General features: G+C 50.9%; 21 protein-coding genes, 1 pseudogene and 1 other annotated feature. Of the genes and pseudogenes, 13 read left to right on the forward strand and 9 right to left on the reverse strand.

The genetic code is table 11. The annotated features are described in order from the left end of the window. Positions 1-140: 140 nt before the first annotated feature. On the reverse strand, positions 141-722 hold the full coding sequence (locus R3F50_08870) for a fasciclin domain-containing protein (protein ID MEZ5490415.1): 582 nt from the start codon (positions 720-722) through the stop codon (positions 141-143). Positions 723-2,088: 1,366 nt separating this feature from the next. Next, on the reverse strand, positions 2,089-2,340 hold the full coding sequence (locus R3F50_08875) for a transposase (GenBank protein ID MEZ5490416.1): 252 nt from the start codon (positions 2,338-2,340) through the stop codon (positions 2,089-2,091). 405 nt (positions 2,341-2,745) lie between these two features. On the opposite strand from R3F50_08875, the gene R3F50_08880 reads away from it, so the two are divergent. The 4 genes and pseudogenes from R3F50_08880 (at position 2,746) to R3F50_08895 (ending at position 6,676) form a co-directional block, all read left to right on the forward strand. After that, positions 2,746-3,123 carry a hypothetical protein gene (locus R3F50_08880; protein MEZ5490417.1) on the forward strand — a complete coding sequence of 126 codons (378 nt, stop codon included), beginning with the start codon at positions 2,746-2,748 and terminating at the stop codon, positions 3,121-3,123. A 259-nt stretch (positions 3,124-3,382) separates the two neighbouring features. Then, positions 3,383-5,581, forward strand: coding sequence for an adenosine deaminase (gene add, locus R3F50_08885; GenBank protein MEZ5490418.1), 2,199 nt, complete (start codon positions 3,383-3,385; stop codon positions 5,579-5,581). Positions 5,582-5,996: 415 nt separating this feature from the next. After that, positions 5,997-6,252 (forward strand): annotated as a pseudogene (locus tag R3F50_08890) (transposase zinc-binding domain-containing protein). A gap of 241 nt (positions 6,253-6,493) precedes the next feature. After that, on the forward strand, positions 6,494-6,676 hold the full coding sequence (locus R3F50_08895; protein MEZ5490419.1) for a hypothetical protein: 183 nt from the start codon (positions 6,494-6,496) through the stop codon (positions 6,674-6,676). Positions 6,677-6,730: 54 nt separating this feature from the next. Here the strand turns inward: R3F50_08895 and R3F50_08900 are convergent, their stop codons facing one another. Continuing rightward, complete coding sequence (locus tag R3F50_08900; GenBank protein ID MEZ5490420.1) at positions 6,731-7,258, reverse strand: cell wall hydrolase; 528 nt, start codon at positions 7,256-7,258, stop codon at positions 6,731-6,733. A 374-nt stretch (positions 7,259-7,632) separates the two neighbouring features. On the opposite strand from R3F50_08900, the gene R3F50_08905 reads away from it, so the two are divergent. Together R3F50_08905 and R3F50_08910 are read left to right on the forward strand one after the other, a co-directional pair. Next, positions 7,633-8,610, forward strand: coding sequence for an HDOD domain-containing protein (locus R3F50_08905; protein MEZ5490421.1), 978 nt, complete (start codon positions 7,633-7,635; stop codon positions 8,608-8,610). Between the two features lie 97 nt (positions 8,611-8,707). Continuing rightward, on the forward strand, positions 8,708-8,995 hold the full coding sequence (locus tag R3F50_08910) for a hypothetical protein (protein ID MEZ5490422.1): 288 nt from the start codon (positions 8,708-8,710) through the stop codon (positions 8,993-8,995). Between the two features lie 406 nt (positions 8,996-9,401). Here R3F50_08910 and R3F50_08915 read toward each other — a convergent pair. Next, positions 9,402-10,630 (reverse strand): IS3 family transposase gene (locus R3F50_08915; GenBank protein ID MEZ5490423.1). Its coding sequence is split into 2 segments (ribosomal slippage): positions 9,402-10,342 and positions 10,342-10,630, totalling 1,230 coding nucleotides; the frame shifts between segments, so codons are not numbered across the junction. Then, positions 10,238-10,352 (reverse strand) — a sequence feature (AL1L pseudoknot). (Overlaps the previous gene by 115 nt.) A 79-nt stretch (positions 10,631-10,709) precedes the next feature. Here R3F50_08915 and ggt point away from each other — a divergent pair. Both ggt and R3F50_08925 read left to right on the forward strand, forming a co-directional pair. Then, positions 10,710-12,383, forward strand: coding sequence for a gamma-glutamyltransferase (ggt, locus tag R3F50_08920; protein MEZ5490424.1), 1,674 nt, complete (start codon positions 10,710-10,712; stop codon positions 12,381-12,383). 538 nt (positions 12,384-12,921) lie between these two features. Next, positions 12,922-13,227 (forward strand): helix-turn-helix transcriptional regulator, encoded by a 306-nt coding sequence (locus R3F50_08925; GenBank protein ID MEZ5490425.1) that lies wholly within the window; start codon positions 12,922-12,924, stop codon positions 13,225-13,227. Positions 13,228-13,282: 55 nt separating this feature from the next. On the opposite strand, the gene R3F50_08930 is transcribed toward R3F50_08925, so the two are convergent. After that, entirely contained in the window at positions 13,283-14,938 is a 1,656-nt protein-coding gene (locus R3F50_08930; protein MEZ5490426.1) for a hypothetical protein, read from the reverse strand. 264 nt (positions 14,939-15,202) lie between these two features. Here R3F50_08930 and R3F50_08935 point away from each other — a divergent pair, with 264 nt between their 5' ends. Next, complete coding sequence (locus R3F50_08935) at positions 15,203-15,742, forward strand: copper resistance protein CopC (GenBank protein ID MEZ5490427.1); 540 nt, start codon at positions 15,203-15,205, stop codon at positions 15,740-15,742. 36 nt (positions 15,743-15,778) lie between these two features. Here the strand turns inward: R3F50_08935 and R3F50_08940 are convergent, their stop codons facing one another. Both R3F50_08940 and R3F50_08945 read right to left on the reverse strand, forming a co-directional pair. Next, positions 15,779-16,018 carry a hypothetical protein gene (locus R3F50_08940; GenBank protein MEZ5490428.1) on the reverse strand — a complete coding sequence of 80 codons (240 nt, stop codon included), beginning with the start codon at positions 16,016-16,018 and terminating at the stop codon, positions 15,779-15,781. Positions 16,019-16,080: 62 nt separating this feature from the next. Further along, positions 16,081-16,461, reverse strand: coding sequence for a copper resistance protein CopC (locus R3F50_08945; GenBank protein MEZ5490429.1), 381 nt, complete (start codon positions 16,459-16,461; stop codon positions 16,081-16,083). A 391-nt stretch (positions 16,462-16,852) separates the two neighbouring features. On the opposite strand from R3F50_08945, the gene R3F50_08950 reads away from it, so the two are divergent. The 4 genes from R3F50_08950 (at position 16,853) to R3F50_08965 (ending at position 21,642) form a co-directional block, all read left to right on the forward strand. Continuing rightward, on the forward strand, positions 16,853-18,022 hold the full coding sequence (locus R3F50_08950; protein MEZ5490430.1) for a hypothetical protein: 1,170 nt from the start codon (positions 16,853-16,855) through the stop codon (positions 18,020-18,022). Between the two features lie 15 nt (positions 18,023-18,037). Beyond that, entirely contained in the window at positions 18,038-19,744 is a 1,707-nt protein-coding gene (locus R3F50_08955) for a hypothetical protein (protein MEZ5490431.1), read from the forward strand. 74 nt (positions 19,745-19,818) lie between these two features. Beyond that, positions 19,819-20,403 (forward strand): redoxin domain-containing protein, encoded by a 585-nt coding sequence (locus R3F50_08960; GenBank protein MEZ5490432.1) that lies wholly within the window; start codon positions 19,819-19,821, stop codon positions 20,401-20,403. 222 nt (positions 20,404-20,625) lie between these two features. Next, positions 20,626-21,642, forward strand: coding sequence for a hypothetical protein (locus tag R3F50_08965; GenBank protein MEZ5490433.1), 1,017 nt, complete (start codon positions 20,626-20,628; stop codon positions 21,640-21,642). 227 nt (positions 21,643-21,869) lie between these two features. Here the strand turns inward: R3F50_08965 and R3F50_08970 are convergent, their stop codons facing one another. After that, entirely contained in the window at positions 21,870-23,405 is a 1,536-nt protein-coding gene (locus R3F50_08970; GenBank protein ID MEZ5490434.1) for a class I adenylate-forming enzyme family protein, read from the reverse strand. Then, positions 23,371-24,492, reverse strand: a complete 1,122-nt coding sequence (locus R3F50_08975) for a TauD/TfdA family dioxygenase (protein ID MEZ5490435.1) — start codon at positions 24,490-24,492, stop codon at positions 23,371-23,373. The genes R3F50_08970 and R3F50_08975 overlap by 35 nt, the downstream gene beginning before the upstream one ends. Positions 24,493-24,540: the final 48 nt, after the last annotated feature.

The raw sequence follows: 24,540 nt of genomic DNA on the forward strand, positions 1-24,540 counted from the left end.
TGACCATAATCTCGGTCTCTGAAATGTCGATTCCGGGATCCATTATTCCATGGGCGTAGAGCCCTCCGAGCTTGCGCCCAGGAAAAGGACATAAAAAACCCGGCCTGAGCCGGGTTTTTTTAGCGCGCAATAACCAGCTGCTACTCACCCAGCAGGTCACCGACTATGACGGTGTCGATGTAGTGAATAATGCCGTTGTCCGCGTCAACATCTGCTTTGATTACATTTGCCTCATAGTTGATGCGCACGCCCTTACTGCCGAGACTCACCGGCAGCATCCCAGCCGCGACGGAGACACTTCTATCTTCAAGCAGGTCCTCGATTTCGGCATCGTCATCATCAACCACACCGACGTGAAGCAGCAGGATACTTAAAACGTCGTTGACAGTCAGATCAAGACCACCAAGCACGGATGGCAGAGCCGCCTTAACGTCGTCAACACTAAGACCGTCCAGGAAGCCAGGCTCAAGCTGGAGTAATGTCTCGAAAGCTGAGTTGACCGGTGCAAATAAAACAATATCGTCAATGCTGTCCAGGGCCTCAGCAATACTCACATCCAGCACGCCGGACTCGTCGACGACCAGAACCGCGGCAATCAGCGCCTGCGTGCCATCCACAGCGCTCAGTCGCTCAACGATAGAATCGTCGGCCATTGCTGCAGTTGCGCTGATCGCAAAAAGCGAACCCAATAAAAATCCCCGGAGGTTACGTATCACACCCATGTTCTATTTCCTCTTACAGTAGTCTGATGAATGGTTCGAGGAAGATAACGCTGAGAACATTTCCATGGTTTGGTGAGTTAGTCTGTTTTTTACGAGGTGTTACTACCGTAATCCCGATGTATCAACTGGTCTGATGACATCAAGAAACGAGACGGGGCTTGTCCGATTAACTAGAAAGTAGTCGCAAGCGCTTTGAACGAAGACATTCCGAGAGCTCGAAATGACCCCGGACCAGTGGGCCAGAACTCTTTCCAGAACCCACAACCTCCCTCTCCCAGCTTATAAGTAAAACAAAAGGAATCTCCAAAGTAGGCTGCTGTCCAGCTTGGTGAGCAGGTGGCTCACCAAGAGACCCAATTTGCGCAAAATCAGTCAGAGTCTCTGAGAAATCAGCCGCTTTCCATCAGCAATCAGGCCAACGCTCGCGCGTTAGTACCTCCTTCTCCACCAGCCGGCCGAGGGTGATCCGGCCACCCTCCCAGGCAGACTGTAGATTTCCCTTTTTATCTTTGTTGTTGAGTGAGTCAGACTTCGTCAAATAACCCGATCTGCGGCGGTGCCCTTTCCGGCGGTGGCTGCGCCTGGGAATCTCCCGACTCCTTCTTCCGCAAATGTTCCAGAATCCGCCGGAAATGTTGGGGACACTCACAACTTCGGAAATGTTGGGGACACTCACAACTTAACAACTTAACGATGAATCTTAGAGCTTAAAACTCTACAACCTGCCTAAACGTGTCTTCAGATGTGAGTGGTTACTGCTCTTGTTTGCGGAATTTTGGGACACTCGCAACATGGCTTACCCTATTAAGTTGTTAAGTTGTGAGTGTCCCTAAGTTCCAGATTGTGTTGTTCGAAGCGCGGAGGCTAGGGGACACTAATAGTTTAATAGCTTAACGACCAGCTCTTGAGATTGACTGAAATTGGCTCAACGATTCGAGGCGAATTCGGCGGGCCAATTTCTTAAGCTATTAAACTATTTGTGTCCCCTGTCCCCTGTCCCCTGCTTTAGTGCTTCCCAGCTGCCAGTGCTTCTTAACAATCCCCTAACAGAGAGATTGCCGGGATTGGGTTCCTTAATCCCTGCTCTCATGAATCCCAGATACGTCTTTCTTGCGGTGCTGCTGGTTGTTTCGAATAAACTCAGTGCAGAATCTGTGTCATGCCACGCCCGCTTCCTTCTCCCCAGCATGCCGGCGTGACCCGTCCAGAGATATCGATTCAGCGAGGGAAGATCCGGCACCATTACAGCGCGGAAAGGGTTGAGATGAATGTAGCGAACCAGTTCAAGCAGGTAGCTGTCTTCCTGGCAGAGTATAGATTTAAATCGATTTTGAAAGGCATAGCCAGAACGCTTGTGGCGGTGGTTTTAGTAGCCCCCATAACCGCCCAGAACTGGCGCCATGAGCTTGGATAATGGAAGATGCCCGGCTCGTACCAATAAGTGACAGTGATTGGACATAAGAGCCCAGGCCAGATACTGACATTGTGTTTTGACCAGGTTGCTGCCAAGCCTCTCGTGGAATTCCAGCTTATCAGCGTCATACTCAAAAATAGTGCGGCGCTCCAGGCCACGCCCAATCAGATCGTAGCAGCCACCCGGGATATGTAATCGTCCCATCCCTGGCATGGCTACAATGTAGACAATAGCCGGGCATACCGCCAGAACCTGGCGAATTAAGTTGTTAAGTTGTGAGTGTCCCTAAGTTCCCTAAGTTCCATGCTCAACGATTGCACAAGTGAAGCTATGATGAAACAGGTCGGTCCGCGGCGGGTCAAACCCGAGGAACCTCTTGACGTGCAAACCTCTTTAATCAGATAGGGCCCCGTCGGCGAAATTCATAGAGGCCTGGAGACCAACTCCATAAACAGGCCGGACGTAAGACTGCAATCGACTATTTCTCGTCATCAGGATTCACTTGGCAAACGGGCGGTGTCCATGTAGGAGGTTCCTAAAACTTTGATGATAGGTCTTACTAGCGTAGACTAAGCCCCATCGCCAACCCATCAAGCCTGGAGGCTAGCAATGCGATCACTTTTAACCGTTTGTCTGCTTATTTTGAGCTTCAATGCAACAGCACAATCAGACTACACCATAGTATGGAACATGGTTGGTTGGGATGCTGAAAGCAGTCCCGATCGAATATCCTTGGATTTAAATCAAGGCAATTACTTCATTGCTGCCAATGGTATTGTCGAATACTTCAACGGTAGCACATTTGCGACTTCAGGCACCTGCTTTCTGACAGACGCGAACTCTATATTCTGTAACCTGGTAGTTGGCTTTTTCTCGATGGAATTAGAGATTAGCCTGGACGACGGCCTTGAAGGCGATGTCCTTTTGATTGACTTCGACGGGTTTCTGCTGGACGTAGGGTCACTTGACTTTATTCGTGTCGAATAATCTCGACACCAGCCGGATGCTGAATTCGATCCTGGGAACCTTTGATTCACTGCCGGAACGCCCGACGGATTGCCGCTGTGTGTTGCGGCAACGAATCAAAGGTTCCCAGAATTCGTCCTTTCCATTCGTCGGTAACCGAAGCTATTTACAGACTATTCGATAACGATTGCAACTAATGAAGAGCGCAAATCTAACGATAGCCGAGGCAGGCGTGTCTGGCGATTTTGAACTTGCCTTAATCCTCACCGATTAATACGGAATGCATCCCGAAATACTAATCATAGCCGCCCCTTTTGGATTCGGCCCCTCTTCTAAAGCTTTGGTTCTTGCCAGCGGACTGTCGCGTCACGCCTCAATAACTATTAACTGCGCCGGTGACGCACACGATTTTGTCGGTCGATTCAGCCCAGAAGGTGTCCATATTGTTGAGGGAAAATTCGCGGCAACCTTTCCCGACCGTAGTTCGCTCTTGTGTTATGACCTGATCGTTTCGATCAATCATGTTCCCGCGCTGAAGAGGTTGGAGGATTATGGTCTGCTGGGAGCCACGTTATTTATCGACAGCCTGTTCAAGTGGCGGGTCGGCCGAGACAGCGATATTCCAGATGGATTGCTGGCCTATCTTGTTCAGGATTATCCTGGATTGAATTTGGGCCAGCTATCTTCACCGAACAGCCCTGTAAACGTTGTGGCCCCGATTATATGGCCTATCGAGCCTGCAGCGCGGAGGGATTCCAAGAATGTCGTTCTTCACTTCGGGGGGCTGACGTCGCCCCTTGTATCTTGGGAAAAAATCGTTGGACCTGTCAGCAAAATCGTAAAGTTGGTTCACAGTGTGGTTTCGGCGCAGGGGCAATGTCTGAGTGTAATTGGTAACAACCGTCTGAAAGACCTCTCCATCAAATTGTCGGGACTTGACCTCAAGGGAGACGTCAGCCCCGCCGAGTCGGCTCAACTCATCGCTTCATCGAACCTTCTGATTACCACTCCAGGCATCGGCGCCATCTATGAAGCACTTGCCGCGGGAACTGCCGTTTTGCTTTTGCCGCCAATGAATAGTACGCAGCTTTACCATTTCGGCACGCTCTACTCCAGGAGCTTTTCCACAACCATGCCGAAAGCAATAGCCTCTAAAATTCTCGCAACGCTTACAAACGAGAAATGGGAACGACAGACGCAAATCTGTTTGGATGCACTTTCTAAGCAAACGGAGTTGTTGCTGTCTGAAACCGATCAGCGGTGCCGAGAGATACTCACAACCCCATCTTTCGACATCGGCAGACAGCAGCGTGTCTTCAAAGCACTGACAACTTCTGATCCTGTCGATATGATTATCCGCCTGGCCGGAAGTTCTCTCACCCGCAGAAATAGACTACCAGCTACGCCTGACGAAACAAGGATTGGACCGTCGCCAAGGCTCGACTCTTTGTTGGAGGAATTGCCTAAGGTCGAGTTGCATTTACACCTGGAGGGCTCCATCAGGCCAGAGTTGATGTTGATGTTGGCGAGGAGAAACGGTATACCGCTGCCGTTCAATGATCCCTGCCAATTTAAGACATACTTGGGTTTTCGTAATTTTCGTGGATTCGCCAAACTTTTACTTATGGGAGTCCATTGCCTGAGGCAACCAAGAGACTTTTCGGAGCTGGTTCTGGATTTAGGTTACCGGCTGAAAGAGCAGAATATTCTCCATGCCGAAATAACCTGGACTCCACAATTCTACATGAACCGCGGAATTTCGCTAAACCATGTGCTCGCGGGCATGAATCAGGCTCGAGATCAGATATTCGAGGTATCGGGAATTACCATGAGGTGGATTCCTGATCTGGTACGAAGTTTCCCTCAACCTGCAAAACGGGTAATAGATTGGCTTCTGGCGACCAACAGTGCGACCAGCGGTATCGTGGCATTGGGGCTTGGGGGACCTGAACACAGTAATCCGTCCAGCTATTTCGCGAAGCATTTTTCAAGAGTAGAACCTATAGGGCTAGCTGCCAATCCTCATACTGGAGAAGGTGCTGGGGCAGCTGCTGTACGGGATACGATACTTTCTTTAAACCCTCGTCGAATCGGTCACGGTGTCCGTGTCATTGAGGACCCTGAGGTTATCGCCTTGGTAAAGGATCGCGGGATTGTTCTTGAAGTTTGCCCCACGAGCAACCTCAAGCTTGGAATCTATCCTTCCTATAGGGCGCACCCTTTGAAGACGCTATTGGAAGCTGGCTGCAGGGTGACAATAAACTCTGATGACCCGGTGTTGTTTAGTAGCAACCTGGTCGATGAATACAGGCATGCAGTTGTCGATTGTGGATTGTCCATCGAGCAACTCAAGTCTGCCATTCTGACTGCGAGCAAAGCGTCATACTTGGAAGAAAGCAAGAAGCAAAGTCTTGAAAGGGAGATACGCGACCAATTCTCCCGACTGGAAGAAAAATACCAGGGATTGGCGGCCAATTGACAGATCGAGCGGCGATACTTGCCCCTGTGTCAGGGAACGTTCACCCAGAGGTATTTAGTCAGAGCTGGTGACTGTCCACAGAAACCGTCTGCTCTGAAGAGTACCGGGATCCATTAATCCAGAAGCATGATTTCGGGAATTCCTGCGCCCAAGGTACAGCTTGAGATGACGGTTCCTTTCTACGCGCCAGGCGTACCAGCTGGTGGAGAAGCCACCGCCAAGAAACAGGCCCGCCAATGTCAGGCCCGCCTAGCGTAACCAGAACTTGTCATGGACAAAAGCGGTGACCAGTGCTGTAAATGTCGCACCCCAGATCCAGGCTCGCACCTGAACACACAGTGCGCAAGGATAGTAGTCCAGCACGTACTGATAGAACAGCGCGATCAGCTCCATCAGAAAGAAATAGCAAACGACACTGCTCTACCGGCTCGTCGAGCAGTATTACCCCGCGTTCCTCGCCCATCTGGAAGCCGAAGGCAGAGCATTGCCTGACCACGTGCAGCAGGAGTTAACCGACTAACCTGAAGTGCGGCCGCGTGGAACACGGTTTCCTGCGGGTACGCTGCGAAAGCTGCCACTACGAGAAACTGGTGGCCTTCTCCTGCAAGAGAAGAGGCTTCTTCCCCAGCTGCGACGCCCGTCGCATGGTGGAAAGTGCCGCCCTGCTGGTGTCAGTTGAAACAAACCAATCCAAAGATACTTCTCCTACAGTATCACGCTGCAGTGCGGCGCATAAGAAAAAAGAGTTTTCAGACTATAAGCAATGTGTGAGAATTTTTCGCCAATTTTGATGCCTCTGCTTAAGCGAAATTGTTAGCGATTCCGGAGGCGTCATTTTATTCAGCGAACAGGACTTCAAGTGCCTGCTCGGCTGTATCCGAACTACTTATTAAAACTAGAGGATTTGTATCTATGCTCAAATATCCATTGGGAATTGTTATATCTATGGCGGGCTTTATTGCCAATAGTGCGTATGCGCAACAAGCCGGTGACATTAATACGGAGATCGAACTGGGTGCCATTTTTACATCTGGTAATACTGAGGAAGAAAACGTCTCCTACGGTGTTACAGTCAATTGGCTTCAAGAGAACTAAACGGACCAGTTCACCTACTCCGGCCTTGTTCGCGACCGGTTGAATTGTGCCAGTCTATTTGTAGAAATAGTGGGCGCCCAGATGCAAGGTGCGTTCCCTGGAATTTAACCAGCCAGGTACCGAAATGGAGTCCATATGAAACCACAGTGCTCCGTCAGTGGGGTCCGCTGGCGGATTGTTGAGCATCTGCCGTGTGATCTGATTAGCCAGTTCCCAGGATTCCGGCTCCGTGGGTTGATCGCTTCTGCCATCACACCACCAGTTAAATTCACAGGGTGGCCTTTCGCCGCCGTCATAAATTACCCCACACACTGAGTTCGGATACATATCGCTTTCGACACGATTGAGTACCACCCAGCCTACGGCAATCATTCCTTCTCGCCCTTCAGATCGGGCTTCAAAGTAAAGATTTTGTGTGAAGCACAAAGTCTCGTCGGTATCATTCGAAGTTGATTGAGCATGCGTCATGGTGATTGAGGTCGATGAAACCAGAATTAATGACAGTAACCGGGTTAAGACCACCTTAAAAAATTCGCGTTTTGGTTGCGGCTGCGAGAAGGGCAGAGGGTATGGCCGATTCATGCCAAAGTTCCTGTGTTAACAAAGTTTAAGTTCAACTGAGTTTTTTCGAGTTCTTAAGTTCAGTGTGGTTGCGAATGCTCCCGGAAGCGCAAAAGCCCACCTTATCGATTGATTTCAACAATTCCGTACAGGCTTACGGTCAGACAATATTAGTACGTTCCCAGGTCGCGATCCAGGGCTTTACGAATCCAGAATCAACGCAGAAACCCTGCCCTATGGGTTTCTTATAAATCTGAATGTCGTGAAGTGCTTCAAAGCATTAAAATCGCTGGCATCTTAGGATTGACAGGAAATATCTGCAACGACCGAAAAGTGTACAACCAAGCTCGGGGAGTTGCTGCTATCAGTCCGAAACCACGCTGGAAACAAAGAAAATGACTGCAGTTGCGAAACTAGTTGATGATGCCTTCGATTATTCGACCCTGATAAATTTACACGGCGACCTGATATTTTCAGGTGTAAGCGATTCGTCCGCTGCGTTTAATGACGCCGAAGCACGTCTCTATGATCAGATAAGCGATCATCTTGACGATTCAAGCAGACTTTCAGAGTTTATTCCTACGCCGCCCAATCAGTTGATGGAGCTGCTGAACGGTCTGGAACAGCCAGGCGTGCATTTCGGTGCGATTCAGGAAAAGATAAGGAAAGATCTGGGGCTTATGAGTGAGATCATACGAATTTCCAACAGTCCTTTGTTCCGAACAAGGTCCGGAGACATTACCTCTATAGAAAGAGCGATTGCCATGCTGGGAATCCGTGGCGTAATGGAGATTTCTTCTCAGCTGTTACTACGTCGTGTGATCAATGTTAAGTCTTCACGTTTTAAAAACTTCAGTCATTTTCTCTGGATCCATTGTCTGAAGAGTGCTGAGGCCGGTACAGTACTTGGCGACAAGGACGACGCTTACATCAATTACCTTCTGGGCCTTGTTCATTCCATAGGATATGTTGTCGTCCTGTCTTCGTATGTGGACGCCGTTGGCAACAGCAGTGACGAATCTATCAACGACTTGAAAGTGATCAGGCATATCTGCTTCGAACAAGGTCACTGGTTATCAACCAGAGTGGCCCAGGAATGGGAGTTACCGGATCTGATCTTGAATACACTGGATGAGTACGATCATCTTTGTGGTGCCCTGATTCTCAATTCTGAATTCGAGGCCAAATTGAGTACCACCAATACGCTGTTTCTAAGCAGTGCTTTTGCCCAGATTCACTCGCTGTTAACCAAGGGCAAACTTGATCGGGAGCGTGGCAATGCATTCCTGGAAAGTATAGGGTTGGACATGGAAGCGAAACGGATGGCAGCCTTATTTGAAAGGTTAAGACTGTTGGAGGTTGAAGACTCCTGATTTTCAGGTATTCCAACCTTGGTTTTAGGACGAGCTGAGAGAGTCCAGGTTTTCGAAATCTTTCGTTGTGAGAGCGCTTTGCTTTCAGCTTTCTGGGGTGTATATACAGGATGAGGCGGGTCACTACGGCTTCCGTCACACACGCCCCCCAATCGTCGAGCAGCTTCACAACCTGCTGCAGCGCATCAGCCAGCGGGTGGCCCGCTTCCTGGAGCGGGACGAGGACAGCAGCTACCTGACTCTGGATCGCCTGGAGGAAGACCCGCTTCAGGACATTCACAGGCACTCGGTCGCCTACCACATCGCAGTAGGCCCGCAAAAGAGCCGTAAGGTGTTCGCGCAAGTTCATTTTCAAGCTCACTTGCTTGAGCGTCCTGGCTCCTAAATGCGTGTAACCCACCCAGGATTTTGAGGTACGAAAGAGTGATCCAGGGGCTCGCGCCGTGTATGCGTGCGTTCCGGTAAACATCGACATTTTTTGGATTCATACAGTGTTTCTGGCGAAGGTCAGAATCCGTTTAAGGAATCACAAGTAGTTTCCACAGCAGCCAGCTCTATTCAGCCGGATTCGGCAACCAAGTTAACACAGCAAATTCATTAATCAATGTTGATTTTCCTGCGTTTTGCGCCGCTATTTGCCCCCCACCGCCGCTCTGGCTTACCATGGCAACCTGAGTTCGGGCGCACACCAGGTGCGAAATCAATTCAACTTCTCAAGTAGTCTATATATGTGAGTTTTATTATGGGTGTTATGAATCGCCCCGGGAAAATCGGAGGGTCGTTAGTTTGAGTCATGCCGCCATCGCAGACTCTTCAATTTTGTCATAATACTGCTTTTCATATTCAGCCGGTGGAATATTTCCTATCGGTTCCAGCAGCCGCCTGTTGTTAAACCACTCCACCCATTCCAGGGTAGCGTATTCAACATCGTCAATTGTCTTCCAGGGCCCACGCTTTGGATTGCGAATGACCTCGGTCTTGTAGAGGCCGTTGATCGTTTCGGCCAGAGCGTTATCATAGGAATCGCCCACAGAGCCTACGGAAGATTCGATGCCGGCTTCGGCCAAGCGGTCGCTGTAACGGATCGACAGGTACTGGCTGCCCCGGTCGCTGTGGTGGATCAGGTTGTCGATCTCCTTCCTGGCCCAGATCGCTTGTTCCAGGGCATCCAGTACCAGTTCTGTTTTAAGTGATCGGCTTACCTTCCAGCCGACGATAGCGCGTGCATAGACATCTACCACGAACGCCACATAGACAAACCCTGACCAGGTGGCTACGAACGTAATGTCCGCTACCCAAAGCTGGTTAGGCCGCTCAGCAACGAACTGACGGTTTACCAGGTCAGAGGGCCGGTCCTGGCTGTCATCGCTGATAGTCGTCCAGCACTTGGCACCACCTCGACTTACACCCTGGATGCCAAGCTGTTTCATCAGCCGATCTACCGTGCAGCGAGCAATGACAAAACCCTCGCGCTTCATTTGCCGCCAGACCTTTCTGACACCATACACTTGCTGGTTCTCGTCCCACACACGCTGGATCTCAGGCTTAAGGTGACGGTCACGTATTGATCGGTTGGATTCTTTGTCTGGATCAGATTCCCGGTCTTTATGCTCATAGTAAGTTGAGACAGCTATCGGCAACTGCTTACACATTGGCTCGATTCCGTACTGTTCTTTGTGAGCATCGACAAAGGCAATCATTTCTTTGGTCGGCGGTCGAGCTCCGCCTGGGCGAAAAAAGCTGATGCCTTGCGCAAAATCTCGTTGGCTTGCTTAAGCTCTCGGTTTTCCCGTTCCAACTCCTTAAGCCGATCTCGATCTGCGCTAGTTAAGCCGTCTCGCTTGCCTTGATCGATCTCTGCCTGCTTGACCCACTTACGTAACGTCTCAGGCGTACAACCAACCTTTGCGGCTATTGAATTAATCGCTGCCCATTGCGAGCTGTGTTGATCCTGCTGTTCAAACAGCATCCTGACAGCGCGCTCTCGATACTCTGGTGAATATCTTGTTCCTTTCTTCATAAGGGTCTATCCTCTCAAGAATTAGACCCTCCGGTAAACCCGGGGCGATTCAGTTAACCGCTTTCTCAAGAGTTTGGTTTTGTTACTTAGCTTTATCCTCGTAACATCCGCCTTCGCAGAGGGTGGGCGTACGCCTCTTCGTGTCAGGAATGGAATCGTCGCCAGCGTGTCACGACTTGCATCTGAAGCTGGACTGGAAGCACTCAAGCAAGGCGGAAACGCGGTAGATGCTGCAGTGGCAACTGCATTTGCGCTCGCTGTCACGTGGCCCTCTGCAGGCAATATCGGAGGCGGTGGATTCATGGTCTATCATGGTTCAGATGGGCATGTCACGACCTTTGATTTTCGCGAAAAAGCTCCACTGGCTGCGACTGACACTATGTATCTGGGACTGGATGGCCGTATCGTGAATAACTCAAATCATGCCGGTCCCCTTGCGGTTGGCGTGCCCGGCACAGTAGCAGGCTTATATAAAGCTCATCAGGAATTGGGAGTGTTGCCGTGGGCAGATCTCGTGGCACCGGCGATAAAAATGGCACGTGACGGGATTCCAATTACCTATGCGCTGCAAACCGGCTTTAGTTCAAACAAGTCCAGATTCGATCAATATCCATCTTCAGCGCAAAAATTCAGCCGCGCCGATGGCTCGCCTTATGAACTGGGAGACACTTGGTATCAACCCGATCTGGCGCATACGCTGGAATTGATCCAGATGAATGGGGAAGATGGTTTCTATCGCGGTGAGAACGCCAAGCGTCTTGCCGATTTTATGGCGAAGATTGGTGGCATCATCACAGAAGAAGATCTGGCCAAATATGATGCAGTTGAAAGAGAACCGATTCGCGGAACCTACCGGGGCTATGACATTGTCAGTATGCCACCACCCAGTTCTGGCGGTGTGGCAATTGTCGAAATGCTGAACATTCTTGAAGGGTTTGACATCAAGAGCATGGGGCACAATTCAGCTCAGTATTTGCATGTGATTACAGAAGCGATGCGTCGTGCCTATGCAGACAGGGCAGAGCATCTTGGTGATCCGGACTTCAATGAAGGTATGCCGCGGGCACAATTGTTGGATAAGGACTACGCCGCCAAGCTGCGAGCAACGATTGATATGAACAAGGCTTCGGTGAGCGACGAGAAGGAATTTGCCAATATTTATGAGAGTGACGAAACCACGCACCTATCAATTGTCGACAATCAGGGCAATATGGTATCGATGACTTACACGCTGGAATATGGTTATGGCTCAGGAATCGTTGTAGAAGGTGGCGGATACCTGCTGAATAATGAAATGGGTGACTTCAATCCGGTTCCAGGCGTAACCAATCGCTATGGCCAGATTGGTACAGCCCCCAATCTGATTGCTCCGGAGAAGCGCATGCTGTCAAGCATGTCCCCCACAATCGTAGCGCTGAACGGACAGCCGGTATTCGCAGTTGGCAGTCCGGGTGGTCGCACCATCATCAATACGACCTTGCAGTTAATTCTGAATATCATCGACCATGACTTGAATATTGCAGAATCAGTCGAAGCCGGTCGTATTCATCACCAATGGTTACCCGATGTAACGAGCATGGAAGAGAAATATTTCTCACCGGATACAATCAAGTTGTATGAAGCTATGGGGCATGAATTGCGCGTTCGTGGCACACAAGGTTCGGCAATGGGGGTTTACAACGACCGAGCAAATGGGCTTTTTCTGGGAGCATCTGATTCCCGAAGCGGAGACGCCGCCGCCGTAGGTTACTAAGAGCGAGTAAAAAGGGGACACTCACAACTTAACAACTTAATCATTTAGCGTAGATTCCCAGATTGTGTTGTTCGACGCGAGATGATCTAAGTTTGATGATTAAAAGTTTTACCCCAAAATTCCATTGCCCTGCATAGATGCAGAGCGACGACAGCGTTCGACGTGACCTACAATGTTTGAATCACACCAGGCTCGTTGACACTGGTCGTATTGATGAAACTGGACATTGTTTCTGAGCTGTAAATCGCTTTCGCCGCTTCTAGGAAGAATTAAGACTATCTCCGAGCCTTGATTGTGCTCAGTTTCTTGAGCGGCGACCTGAGTGAAAACCTCTGTTTACCGCGAGATTGTCCCAATTTCAGGTCCAAAAGGATTAAGGCCGACTAATTGCTTGAACGACGAGGCGCTTTCTGGCGAGTGGCGTGGGTATAGATCATCACGCCTGAACCTTCTGTATCGAGTCATATACAAGGTAGAGAAAGATCGCGTCTTGATTCAGGTAGAGAACGTATCGACCATGACTTCCGGAGGAAGCAGCATGAGTGACTATAAAGCTGCCACTCGCCGGGTCGAACTATCGGTGGGTGAGTCTGGGAGAATCCTTCGGGAGCTTAGTCAGAATCGGCTTGCCGAACTCTCCGGAATCCCGCGATCGACGATGTCGGCAATTGAAAAGGATCCAACTCAGTTGGGAGTTGAGCGAGCCAAGGCTCTCGCCAGGGCGCTGCGTTGCCACCAGGATTCTGGAAAAGATGGGCTTTTCTCACGTCGGCATGGTGCATCAGGCAAAGACTGCCTATCGACGAGAATGTTAATGGAATCCGATGGATTTGCTCCTCGATAAGACAGAAATGCCTCTTCTATCCTGGCCAAGTCGCGCCAGAGTCGGCACCGGGGGCTCAGTTCGGTCTATAGTAGGTCCAGTAACCGGTAAACATTTCCTGACGGCTGTCCACGCCGAAAGGCACTTCCAATTCCGGGTTGGGGTTGCTGGGGTTGGATTCGGAGTTATCCAGGGCACCTATGACATGAAGCGTGCTGCCCGCCGGCAGAGTCACGGGATCGGTAAGCAGGTAGTGAGGTTGCCACCCGTAGTTGTAGGCGGGCACACTGAACAGATCGCGCGTGGCTCCATCGGGCAGGGTGGCTGAGAACTTCATGCGCTTGCCTCGATAATGCATATGGGCCCGCAGACCAACGATGACCACTTCGTCGTCGATGCGATGGTCGGCCTGCAATTCGAAATTATCCTCCCCGGGCGGCAGAGTGAAGTGGGCTCCCACCACCTGGGTCAGCTTCTCGTACTTCGGTGGGGAGTCGTGAAAATACAAACCAAGTTGCGTCTCATCGACCGTCGCGCGGCCGTTGGTTACGTAGTGAAACTGCATGGCCAGTCGATGACCGGCCGGGACAAGAACGCCAGTGTCTGCCGGGAACTGAACGGCCTCGATGGAACCTGGCGCATAGCCCTCGAGAAAACGGCGTGTCACCGTTGTCTGGCTCGTCTCCGGTCCCCAGAAATCCTCTTCCGGTGGTACCACATAGGTCATTAGATGATGCAGCACGGATTCGTCTCCGGCCATATACTGCACCGCCCGAACCCAGCGATCTTCCGTAAACGGCAGGTCGATGATTCTGTAGAGGTAATTCATGACGCCGGTAGCGGGGACTTCGACGGCAGGTCCCTTGATGATGTAATCCGGCTCCCCTAACAGCCATGTTTTGCGGTTCTGGAAATCCAGGTTCTCCAACGGGTCCGCCTGACTGTCGCCGCGCGGCGCACCGGCATCGATCCAATGGATCAGGGTTTGCAACTGTCTGGTGTCAAGGTGGCGGGCTTGGCGGGAATGCCCCAGGTAAGGATCCACCTGGGTGGGAGGCATGCGCCGGTTCAAGAGCACCTCGCGAATCATCGGGGACCAGCCCAACAGCATAATATGGCTGTCCATGGCGAAGGGCCCGACGCCATCCTGCCGATGACATTCGGCACACTTTTCGATGATGATGGGTGCCACCTCCGTTGCATAGTCAGGTACACCGGTTCTGGCGATACCGTTGTCGTAAGCTATCCCACAACCCTCCACAGCAGTACGCAGGGTGTCTTCGATGTCACCGTCGAGGAAGTCATTCAGTGCAGTATCCAGGCCGCCATCCACGGAACCACGATAAATCAGGGTGGCGCGTCTTGGATTGAAGGCCAGCACTTCTCCGGCTTTATTGATCTCAAGTGTTTCGGAGACGAGTTGGCCGGTGTCTTCCAGCAATGGCAGGGGCAGATTCACACCGCCCATAAGCTCCCGACCAAGCCCCCGTGAATCAATCAGGACGAAGCTGACCTGGCGACCCTCGGCTTGCTCCCAGGCATTGCTGAACGCAGAGTAAGCCTGGACCAGGTCTGGCATGGCAGGGCAGTCGTGGTCATAACTCATCACCACGAGGGCGTCGCGATGCAGATAGCGGCTCAGTTGGTGAAACTGGCCGGAATAGTCCAGCATTGCGAAATCGCTGACCCGCTCCGGCGCGGCCAGGACAGGTGTCGTTGTCATCGCTGTCATAAGGGCCATACTGCCGAACAGCATTGCCTGGATTGTTGGTAATGTCCGAAGGAGTATTCTCGGTAGTGCTGCTTTACTCATGTCTGATACCATACTGAGCTGCATCGCCATGGGGAAAAATGCCCTGGCAATGCGCTGTACAAGTGAGGCTGCCTGTCTGTTTGGCTGATCTGGCAAGACTATGATGAGCCGGGTGCAGATTGCAAGCCAGTTCTGGTATGTCTATTATATTCACGCTTACCCACAACGCTCTTGGGACATGCTGTGTATAGACTGATTACTGAATTGCGCGTGATTTCGAAATCCGGCATGCGGATTCTGCTGCTTCTGGCGGCCAGCCTGCCAGGGCTCGTGTGGGCCCAGCACACCCATGGTGTGTTGACACCTTCCGTCACTTTTCCCCAGGACGACGCCGTGCTGCGGGAACAACCTCGTATGCTCACCATCAGTTTCCGGGTGGACGTGCAGTTACTCAAGCTCGCGCTCTATACGAATAGGGGCGAGTGGATCGATATGGGTTTTCAGTGGGACCCGGGCGCCAAGAACCATAATTTCGTTTTTCCCATCCCCACGGAACTGCCACCGGCGGATTTCTACGTGACAGAGTGGTCAGTGGTGGACGAGAACCGCCGCTTCATGCGCGGTGCCTTTAATTTTTCCTTTGGCCCTGGAGCCGTGCCCCCTTCAGAAATCATTGAGGCTTCCGTGACCAGCAATCCAAACCCGGACGGCAGTTACCCAACACCGTTCGAAGCCTTTCGCGCGCGGCAACAACGTCTGCAGAATGACGGTGTGCAGCAGTAGGAAATCCGTTGGCGATTTAACCAAAAGCAGGTGCCGTCAGCTAACCTCTTCGATCCCTGATAAAAAGCGCAGGGTAAATTCCGACCAATTCGTAACCGGCACCCCGCTGTCGATGCATTGCAGAAGTGTTCTCATCAACTCCATCGATCGGAATGATCCGGCTGCCGCGGCGAGCAGGTGTAGAGGCACCTGATCATCGAAAATCAAATCGTAGGCGCTGACGGCCTGCTGCAACTGGGCCACGGTATAAGTTCTCTGTTGAGTTTGCCTGGACATGTTGGTTACTGATCTGATGAGCGTTGTACATCTAGCGTTGAGCGGAACACGAATACTGCCGGTCATTCACTGTAGGTGAACTGGAAGCTGCCTTCGTACAAAGTTTGGTCACCAACCAGCACGGTGGACCAGTGCACGGTATAAGTCCCGGGTGTCACAGGATCCATGATTTCAATCATCAGGTCGTCAGCTGCCATAGTATGCAAGCCGCGTAGCGCCAGATCGCCGTTCGGGCCTTCGAGACGTAAACTGCTCTGCGAAACGTCGGGCAGAGCTTCATAAAAGAGGCGCAGAGTACGAGGGGCGCGGGTCAGAACGGCGTCCACCGCCGGTTCCGCCCTCAATAGTGGTGAAACCGGCTGGCTACTCGCCAAGCCAGGTAGAAAAATGAGCATTCCCAATAGAAGCGTTCTTGATGCCTTGTAAAAAATTGAACTTTTCATGTCATTTATGAACCTGTTTAATGCGGTTATCCTTGACCGATCGGACAATCACCTGCTTTGCAGATAACTTATCTGTCTTTCAGGTGCAAAAGCTAGTGCGAGAAGCCTTTCCGGGCAAGGTGACAAATTGCCGCAGCAAGGGCGCTGTTTAAGTATTCGGGCTGGAATCCGCTCTTAATCAGGTCAGAAATCTCTCCTGAGGCGGTCGAAATGTAGCAATTTGTAATAGCGTACTGGCAGGCAACTGCTGACTTCTCACCTATCCCATTAAAAAATAACAAGAATATGAAACCGCCCAAGATGGGAGCGGTACCTGAGTCATTTTGCCGCAGGTATCTGCCTGCAACCTTGAGTTTATACTAAGCGTGGTTTTACCTATCGAGAACGGAAAATGAATAGTTGTCCCGGAATACCCGAAAAGCTTGCCATCAAGCAACTACGTAACGCCGCCATGCGCCTGGTTGTTATCGGGCTGGCTATCAGTCAGCCTGTTGCAGCGCTGGGCGAAAACGACACGTTTCTGGCAAGACAATACCCGGAGCTGCAGCAATTATTGCTGGCACATGATGTTGTGCAGGCACGGTCCTATGAAGAGCTCAGTATTACCAATTCATCGCCCAACGCAGCGATCGGTCAACGGGTATTGCTGGAAACCCTGGTGGAGCTTGAAGAGTCCGAGGCTTCGCATTACCACTCTGCAGGTGATCACTCAGCCATGCTGGGACCCCACCGCGTGTTTGAGAGTCGCGCGACACCCGGCCTGCTGGCGGTGATCAGGGAGAATCATAATGCCACTGCTGTGAAGACGGCCCTGGCTGATGTTGGAAATTTGCCACCTGTCGCGGTTGAGACTCTACAGCGAGGTCGGGAGTTCGTCGAGCAAGTGATTGAGGTGTATTTGAATCCGGTTTATGAGGACAAGAAGTCTGCCGTTTCTCAGATTGTCGTGGATTATATGGCCGTACAGGAATACTCCGTCGCCAACCGGCCGAAATCCGACGCGCTGCTGTCCGACCATGATTATGCCTATGCCTACAAAGCGGGATTCCCGCAGCTTAGCGGCCTGACCTGGGCATCACAGTGGCTTAAGTTGGCTCTGCTGGAAGTGGTGGTCTCGGCGCCGGATGCAGAGTCACGTGAGGCAGACATACAAAATCTGCTCCACTTGTATGGTGAAAAAATCAAACGCCTCCACGGCAGCATGGTTTCGTTGCCCAGCGACATCCCGACCACACCGGTTATTGCTCCCAACTTCTATCAGCTGCACCCGGATGCGGCTTACATTCTTGATAACCTTGAACTGCTCAAGGTCGTCATAGGCGACATCCTCGCGCATCCCGAAGTGGAAGACCGTTGGGGAGTCATTGAGCAGACGGTTGCAAACTACACCGACAAAAACTCTGATTTAAGTAAAGAAATGGATTACCTGTTGTACGTATTGCGCGGCGGTATCTATAACGCAGGGGGTCCGGCCCGTGGTGGTCTCACCACTCCCGATCGCAACTGGTCGAGGGAGCAGTCTGAGAATCCCCATGTCAGCACTTCCCCAATGCGCTTTTAACCGGACGTTCTCCCTATGCAATCCACCCATCGCTTACCACTACGAACTGTTATCCAGTCAGTACTGATATCGGTCGCACTCCTGCTGGCCGCGACCCAGGGTCATGCGGCAACCGAACGCGTCGGTGACTTCGCCTTGCTGGATGAGCAGGGCCGCTTCCATCAGCTCAGCCGCTACCAGCATCGCGATGCCGTAGTGATGTTGACGTTTGACGCAAGCTGCGACGCTGTCGGTGATGCCGCCCGGAAATTGGCTGCTTTGCAGGCCGAGTATGGTCAGAGTATTGCGTTCCTGGCGCTGGATATCAGCGGCGCTTCCCGGGTCGAGCGTCAGCAATGGCAACTGCCGTTTCCAATTCTTGGTGATGAGATGAAACTGGTCTCTGAAAGCCTGACCCTTGGTCAGGCCGGCGAGGTGCTGGTGTTTAATCCTGAGCGCATGTCGCTTTATTACCGCGGCGGGTCAGACTCAGCCCTCGACGCTACCCTGGCTGCGGTAGTAAGTGGCGAAGCAAGCGACACTGCCACCTCTGCGGTTGCCGGTTGTGCCATCGAATACAGTGACCTCGCACAGCACAAACAGAATCCGCCGGATTACAGCACCGAGATTGCTCCCATCATTGGCGAAAACTGTGCGATCTGCCACCGTTTGGGTGGCGCGGGACCGTTCCCCTTCGACAGCTATCTGTCGTTGCTCGGTTGGTCACCCATGGTCCGCGAAGTCATATTGAACAAGCGGATGCCACCCATGCAGGTCGACAATGAAGTCGGGACCTCGAAAAACGCCCATAATATCCCCATCGCAGATCGACAGAAGCTGCTTCACTGGATGGAGGCGGGTGCCCCACGGGGTGACGGAGAAATCGATCCGCTGGAATTGAATGCAGAGGAAAGAGATTTCACCTGGCAACTGGGTGAGCCAGACTATATTGTCCAGGCTCCCTCCTACACGGTACCGGCAGTGGGAATTCAGGATTACGAGTATCAGGAAGTCGAACTGCCGTTCGGCGAAGACAAATGGGTGCGTGCGTTTCAGTATCGTCCCTCCGACGAGCGTGTGTTACACCACCTGATGGCATTTGTGGTCGCACCTGATGAGGATTTCTGGGGTGCGGAAAAACACGAAAAATCTGCTGTCCGGCGCTTTCTCGGGAGTTTCATACCGGGAGAGAATCACGCCACGGTGTTTCCTGAAAGCACCGGTGTTCGTATTCCTGCAGGACACAAGCTCGCTCTGCAGTTTCACTACGTCACAAACGGCGTGGAGATCGTTGACAGCACCAGAGTCGGCCTTTACTTCAGCGACACGCCACCCAGACAGGAAATCCTGACTCGTGCGATGGCAGAGCGCTTTACCATTGCGCCGTTTGATCCGGAACACGCACTCTCGGCCACTTACCAGTTCGACGAAAAAGTGACGTTAATCGCCGTTAGGGCGCGCATGAACTATCGAGGCAAATACATGAAGTTCTCGGTAGCGAAACCAGACGGCGCTACTGAAGACTTCTTCAGCATTCCTGCCTATAACTATGGCTGGCAGCCCCATTACTGGCTGGATGAATCAGTATCTATCGAACCCGGCACCGTCATTACAGTGGCTGGTGCCTTTGACAACTCTCTTTCCAACCCGTTCAATCCAGACCCGCGCGAAGAAGTAAGTTGGGGCCTGGAAAGCTGGGAAGAAATGTTCACCGGTTATCTTACATACGTCATCGAAGAATGAGCCATCCCGGCGTATGCAGAAACAGTTTTGATTGAAATTGAAATAAGCGAACTACAGATAAGGAGGAATCCCAAATGATGAAGCAGGTTTTACTCGGATTAACACTATTCGTTCTGTCAGCAACCAGCGTCGCCGATGACTGGCTGAAATCGCTACCGGATTTTGAGCTGCAGGACCAGCATGGTGTCACCCACACGCTGGATCAATACCGTGATAAGAAATTAATCGTGATGTATGTCCAGGGAGTGGGCTGCCCCATCGCGCGTATCGCCCTTCCACAGTACCGGGAAGTGCGGGATCTCTATCAGGATCAGGGCATTGAGTTCCTCATGTTCAATGCCAATATCCAGGACGATATCAAGCGTATCAACCGTGAAGCCAATGAATTCGGGATTGAGTTCCCCATTCTCAAGGACGAGGGCCAGGTTCTTGCCAAGTCATTGGGAGTGGAGCGCACTGCCGAAGTGTTCGTAATCGATCCAAGAACGCAGGATGTACTTTTCCGCGGCCCGATCAATGACCAGCTGGGTTATGAAACGCAGCGCAACGAGGCCTTTGACGAGTACCTGAAAGATGCCCTCGACACGGTGCTGGCTGGCGGCACTGTCGACATGCAGGAGATTCCTGATTCCAAGGGTTGCCTGGTGGCAATCTTTTAAATAATAAGGGGACACTCACAACTTAACAACTTAATCGTTTAGCGTCGATTCCCAGATTGTGTTGTTCGACGCGAGATGCTCTAAGTTTGATGATCAAAAGTTTTACCCCAAAATTCCATTGTCTACAGAAAGTTCGGAAATAAGTAGGGTACGACTAGGTTAGCTTAGTTGTTAAGTTGTGAGTGTCCCCAATTTTCCCTTCATCGACAGAGACCCTTATCCGTGACCGACCAAAAAGTGAAGGTTCTGTTTATCAATGGGATCCGTGATAACGGAACCGTGGATGTTTCCGGGGTTAACCTTCTTGGCCGCATTATATTCAGCACCTCAGGTAGTTGTCATGTTGCCAGTTACGTCCCGTCAGAGCGAATCAACGTCAGTCACTTTATCCTTGACCATCGAAGACAGCAAAGGATCAACGTCAACTACATACTGTCTCATGACGTTGTATTTTGTGAAATCTCCGATCCAGACTCCCATGCCAATGCACTGAACAAAGCGCAGAAAGTGTACAACGCTCTGTATGACAAGATTCCATGGATTAACAATCCCTATAAGGTACTAAACACTCGACGTGAGGTGGTGCCGGGCTTGTTGGGAGACATCGCCGGAGTGATCGCACCAAGAACTCTGCGGCTCAAGCCATCGTCGCTTGCCGACATCAAATCCACCATCGAGGACAGCGGTTTCTCCTTACCGGTACTATTGAGGCCTGCTGGCAGCCATGGCGGCGATGATCTGGTGCTAATAGAGCACTTATCAGCTTTGGATGATCTGGACTTGCACCGATATAAAGAAGCTTACCTGACTGAATTTTTTGACTTCAGCTCCAATGGCATCTATTCAAAATATCGCTTTGCTGTTGTTGCCGGCGAACCGCATATACGACATCGGCTTTCCAGGGATCACTGGTTGATTCATCGCGATGCCCGGGCATTTACGGCAAGCGTGCCCGAGCTGCGTCAGGCCGAAGCTGATGCAATTACCCAGTTCAAAGACCAACTGAAACCAAAAGTTCAGAAAATTATCCATGAGATTTACCAGCGGATCGGGCTGGATTATTTTGGCATAGATTGCGCTATCAAAGATGACAAACTGATTCTTTTTGAAGTTAACGCGAACATGAACATAATGCCTAACAATCAAGCATCGCCAAATATATGGGAAGAAGCCATTGACGGGATTCGCAACAGCATAGTGGAAAACCTAATTATCCCCAGAGCGACAAGCAAGGTTTGAGTAGCCAGCAAGGCTCTGAGCAAAGCGAACACTACAATGAGTGGCCTTGAATCTTACTCCCAGCACAGTAAGAATTTGATGTTGTATAGGTAAATCCCTTCAGAGCATCAGCAATCATCATGATGACTCCTGCGGTTCCAGACATCCACAACCCTGCATGGGGAAAAGAATAGGAATTTTTGCCTGCTACCGCTATTCACACAACCGTGTATTGGGTGTTTATAGCTTTATCCAGCCTGCTCTTGCTCTACCAACCAGTCCAACAATAAGCGGCGAGATATTTTGCGACTGCTGCCTCGTGGTATCTCTGCTACAAAATGAACCTTTCTGGGCAATTTGTAGTTGCTCAGTAGAGGGCGTAAACGCTCCAGTATCTGTTGCTGGCTATAATCTATATCGCTGACAATAAATGCATGAGGCTCTTCAGGCGCGAGTTCTGCATACAGGTCATCGCCAGCAGGGATTGCTGCCACAATACAGGATTTTACCCCGGGTATACGTAGAATATGACTTTCGATTTCCAGTGGCGAAATATTATCTCCGCCAGGCAAAACAATTATGTCTTTTCTCCTGCCCATGAACCAAAACAGACCGTTGCTGTCCCGACAAGCTAGATCGCCGGTTTTTATCCATTTATTATCGATGAATGGCAAGTCATCTTCGCCCCATGATCGCCAGTAGCCAGTCATCATTTTTGGACTTGAAGCGATGATTTCTCCAACCTCACCCCTCGCTACTTCTTTGCCCGCACTATCAATCAATTTAACATCGACACCCTCAGTGGGGCTGCCCAGGGCAAGGCAATCGGAATCAGCGGGATTTCTGTTCACCATGATCCAGCTCAGTTCTGTCATTCCATAGCTGGTGGACAAAAATCGCTGAGTGACTTTGAAAAACGCTTTCTGTACGCTTTCTGTGACCTTATCAGCGCCAATACAAGCGAAACGGATATTCGCAAAGCTATTGCTATTAATATCAGGGTGGCCCAGCAATCGTTCAAAGGCTTCTACGACCATGATGAGGTGAGTGGGTAAAATCTCATTCACCTTGGCTGTCATTTTCGCCACATCATACCCTTCCAGCAACGCGAACTGAGCGCCTTGCTTCAGATAAGCAAGGCATTGATAAAGTCCGACGCTATGGTACAGACTGGAAGCAATGACCGCTTTGCTATCGCTGCCGATATTCGCTGTACGAATTCTCCCTTCAATAATATGCTGCAAGGCTTGCCCGGAAATCATAACAGCTTTAGGTAAAGCACTGGTGCCAGAGGTATGCAATATAAGCGCTACGTCTTCACCTGGAAGCTCCGGTTCCGACAGCCCTTTTGTCGAGTAAACCTGCCTGATTTGCCGGTTTCTCAGGCTGCTTATTACCGCCAGCCTCGGCGCCTCACATAATCGATCGCCAAAAGAACTCCAATGATTCTCCTCCAGAACCAGAACTTGACTATCCGCTTGTTTAAGAAGCTCGACAATTTCATGGCATCTCAGGTCTGGATTAACAGGCATCGGGATTAGCTTGTTACACCAACAAGCCAGATACAAGGCGATAAAATCTGGTGAGTTATTCAGACATAGGGCAATGATCTGTCCCTGTGAATCAGGCAGCGCACGCCGATAGTTCTCCACCCTTTGCTGTAGTTCGCCATAGGAGATATTTTCGTCGTTCCAGTTGATTGCTATGGCTGAATTGTCATTGGCGATGATATGCATATATGAAGGTAAATCAGCATGCCCTTTTTTGGGCTTGGGCTTGGGCAATCGCGATAAATTCTTCCTTGACCCCTCCCCTCAGGCTGCCAGCCGCTGTATTGCCAAAGAAGCAAGCCATGGAGCTGGACAAGGGTCTGGAATTCGGTACAGCAATCCAGGCGCGATAAAGCTGTCGACATTCTTCGATGTTCTCGCCGTTCACAAACTCTGTTCGTGAATGAAAAAGCTCATGATTATTAACGAACAGGATATCGCCTTTTCCAAAATCTCTCCTGAATTGCCAGCTGTCTTGATCATTGATATAGCGATCAAATGTATCCAGTGCTTCTATTTGCCTTTCAGTCAGCCTGGGGATGTTATCGTAGGTTTGCGCACGGTCAGTGTAGAAGCGTGAATATCTGACACACAGCTTTCCCTGCTCCCTGCTAAAGATGGGCGCGCACCATGTTCTGGAAAGATTGTACGCCTGGCTTGCTTGCTCGTCATTGATTCCTCCTGGATATTGGTAGTCCTGCCAGGAGTGATAAAAGGGCTGGTACAGTTCCGTTACTAACTCCGGATGCTCTTCAAGCATTCTGTTATGCACAGCGGCTGCGCTTACCAGTATGGTCGCACCCCCTCTTAAGGGTGTTCGCCTGCACAGAAAACCAACAACATCACAGCCATCGTTGTGTATGGGCAACCCCATGTTGTGCTTGCTACCCCGTCGTTCATCAAGTTTTGCCTGACCTTCATCCTGAACAGGTTGAAGTAGCTCACGGTTTACCGTTTGCGGCATTAAAGTGCCCACATAGGCGACCAGCCCGCCAAACATAATCTTGGCATCCTGTTCTGAAACATCCTGGGGAAACCCTTTAAACAGAGCAATACCGTATGCATGTTCAAGATTATGCCGGGTTTGTGCAAGCTTGTTTCCGAAAACAGGAAGGGGAAAATTTTCCTGACAGGGATACAGTACCCCTGAGTCTACTTCATCTTGCTTGCCATTGGATTTTACCCAGGCCTTGAAAAAGGCAAGCGCCTCTTTGAGTTCCTTTGTGTTTTCATCGCTTAAGTGGGTTACCCATGAAGTATCCTTGCGGATGGTTTCCGGCTTCCAGGCTAAACTACTTTCGTAAGGTTCAATCTTTGCCATTGGTAAATCGCTATCCGCCTGTTTATTGCAGTACTTTGTGCCTGGAGC

It is taken from the genome of Gammaproteobacteria bacterium (assembly GCA_041395725.1).
GTDB lineage: Bacteria > Pseudomonadota > Gammaproteobacteria > Pseudomonadales > Pseudohongiellaceae > NORP240.

Bases quoted from the DNA above. Each gene is read 5' to 3' on its own strand.
- R3F50_08870 (MEZ5490415.1), bottom strand. From the start codon at position 722: ATGGGTGTGATACGTAACCTCCGGGGATTTTTATTGGGTTCGCTTTTT.
- R3F50_08875 (MEZ5490416.1), bottom strand. From the start codon at position 2,340: ATGGGACGATTACATATCCCGGGTGGCTGCTACGATCTGATTGGGCGT.
- R3F50_08880 (MEZ5490417.1), top strand. From the start codon at position 2,746: ATGCGATCACTTTTAACCGTTTGTCTGCTTATTTTGAGCTTCAATGCA.
- add (MEZ5490418.1), top strand. From the start codon at position 3,383: ATGCATCCCGAAATACTAATCATAGCCGCCCCTTTTGGATTCGGCCCC.
- R3F50_08895 (MEZ5490419.1), top strand. From the start codon at position 6,494: ATGCTCAAATATCCATTGGGAATTGTTATATCTATGGCGGGCTTTATT.
- R3F50_08900 (MEZ5490420.1), bottom strand. From the start codon at position 7,258: ATGAATCGGCCATACCCTCTGCCCTTCTCGCAGCCGCAACCAAAACGC.
- R3F50_08905 (MEZ5490421.1), top strand. From the start codon at position 7,633: ATGACTGCAGTTGCGAAACTAGTTGATGATGCCTTCGATTATTCGACC.
- R3F50_08925 (MEZ5490425.1), top strand. From the start codon at position 12,922: ATGAGTGACTATAAAGCTGCCACTCGCCGGGTCGAACTATCGGTGGGT.
- R3F50_08930 (MEZ5490426.1), bottom strand. From the start codon at position 14,938: ATGACAGCGATGACAACGACACCTGTCCTGGCCGCGCCGGAGCGGGTC.
- R3F50_08940 (MEZ5490428.1), bottom strand. From the start codon at position 16,018: ATGTCCAGGCAAACTCAACAGAGAACTTATACCGTGGCCCAGTTGCAG.
- R3F50_08945 (MEZ5490429.1), bottom strand. From the start codon at position 16,461: ATGAAAAGTTCAATTTTTTACAAGGCATCAAGAACGCTTCTATTGGGA.
- R3F50_08950 (MEZ5490430.1), top strand. From the start codon at position 16,853: ATGAATAGTTGTCCCGGAATACCCGAAAAGCTTGCCATCAAGCAACTA.
- R3F50_08955 (MEZ5490431.1), top strand. From the start codon at position 18,038: ATGCAATCCACCCATCGCTTACCACTACGAACTGTTATCCAGTCAGTA.
- R3F50_08960 (MEZ5490432.1), top strand. From the start codon at position 19,819: ATGATGAAGCAGGTTTTACTCGGATTAACACTATTCGTTCTGTCAGCA.
- R3F50_08975 (MEZ5490435.1), bottom strand. From the start codon at position 24,492: ATGGCAAAGATTGAACCTTACGAAAGTAGTTTAGCCTGGAAGCCGGAA.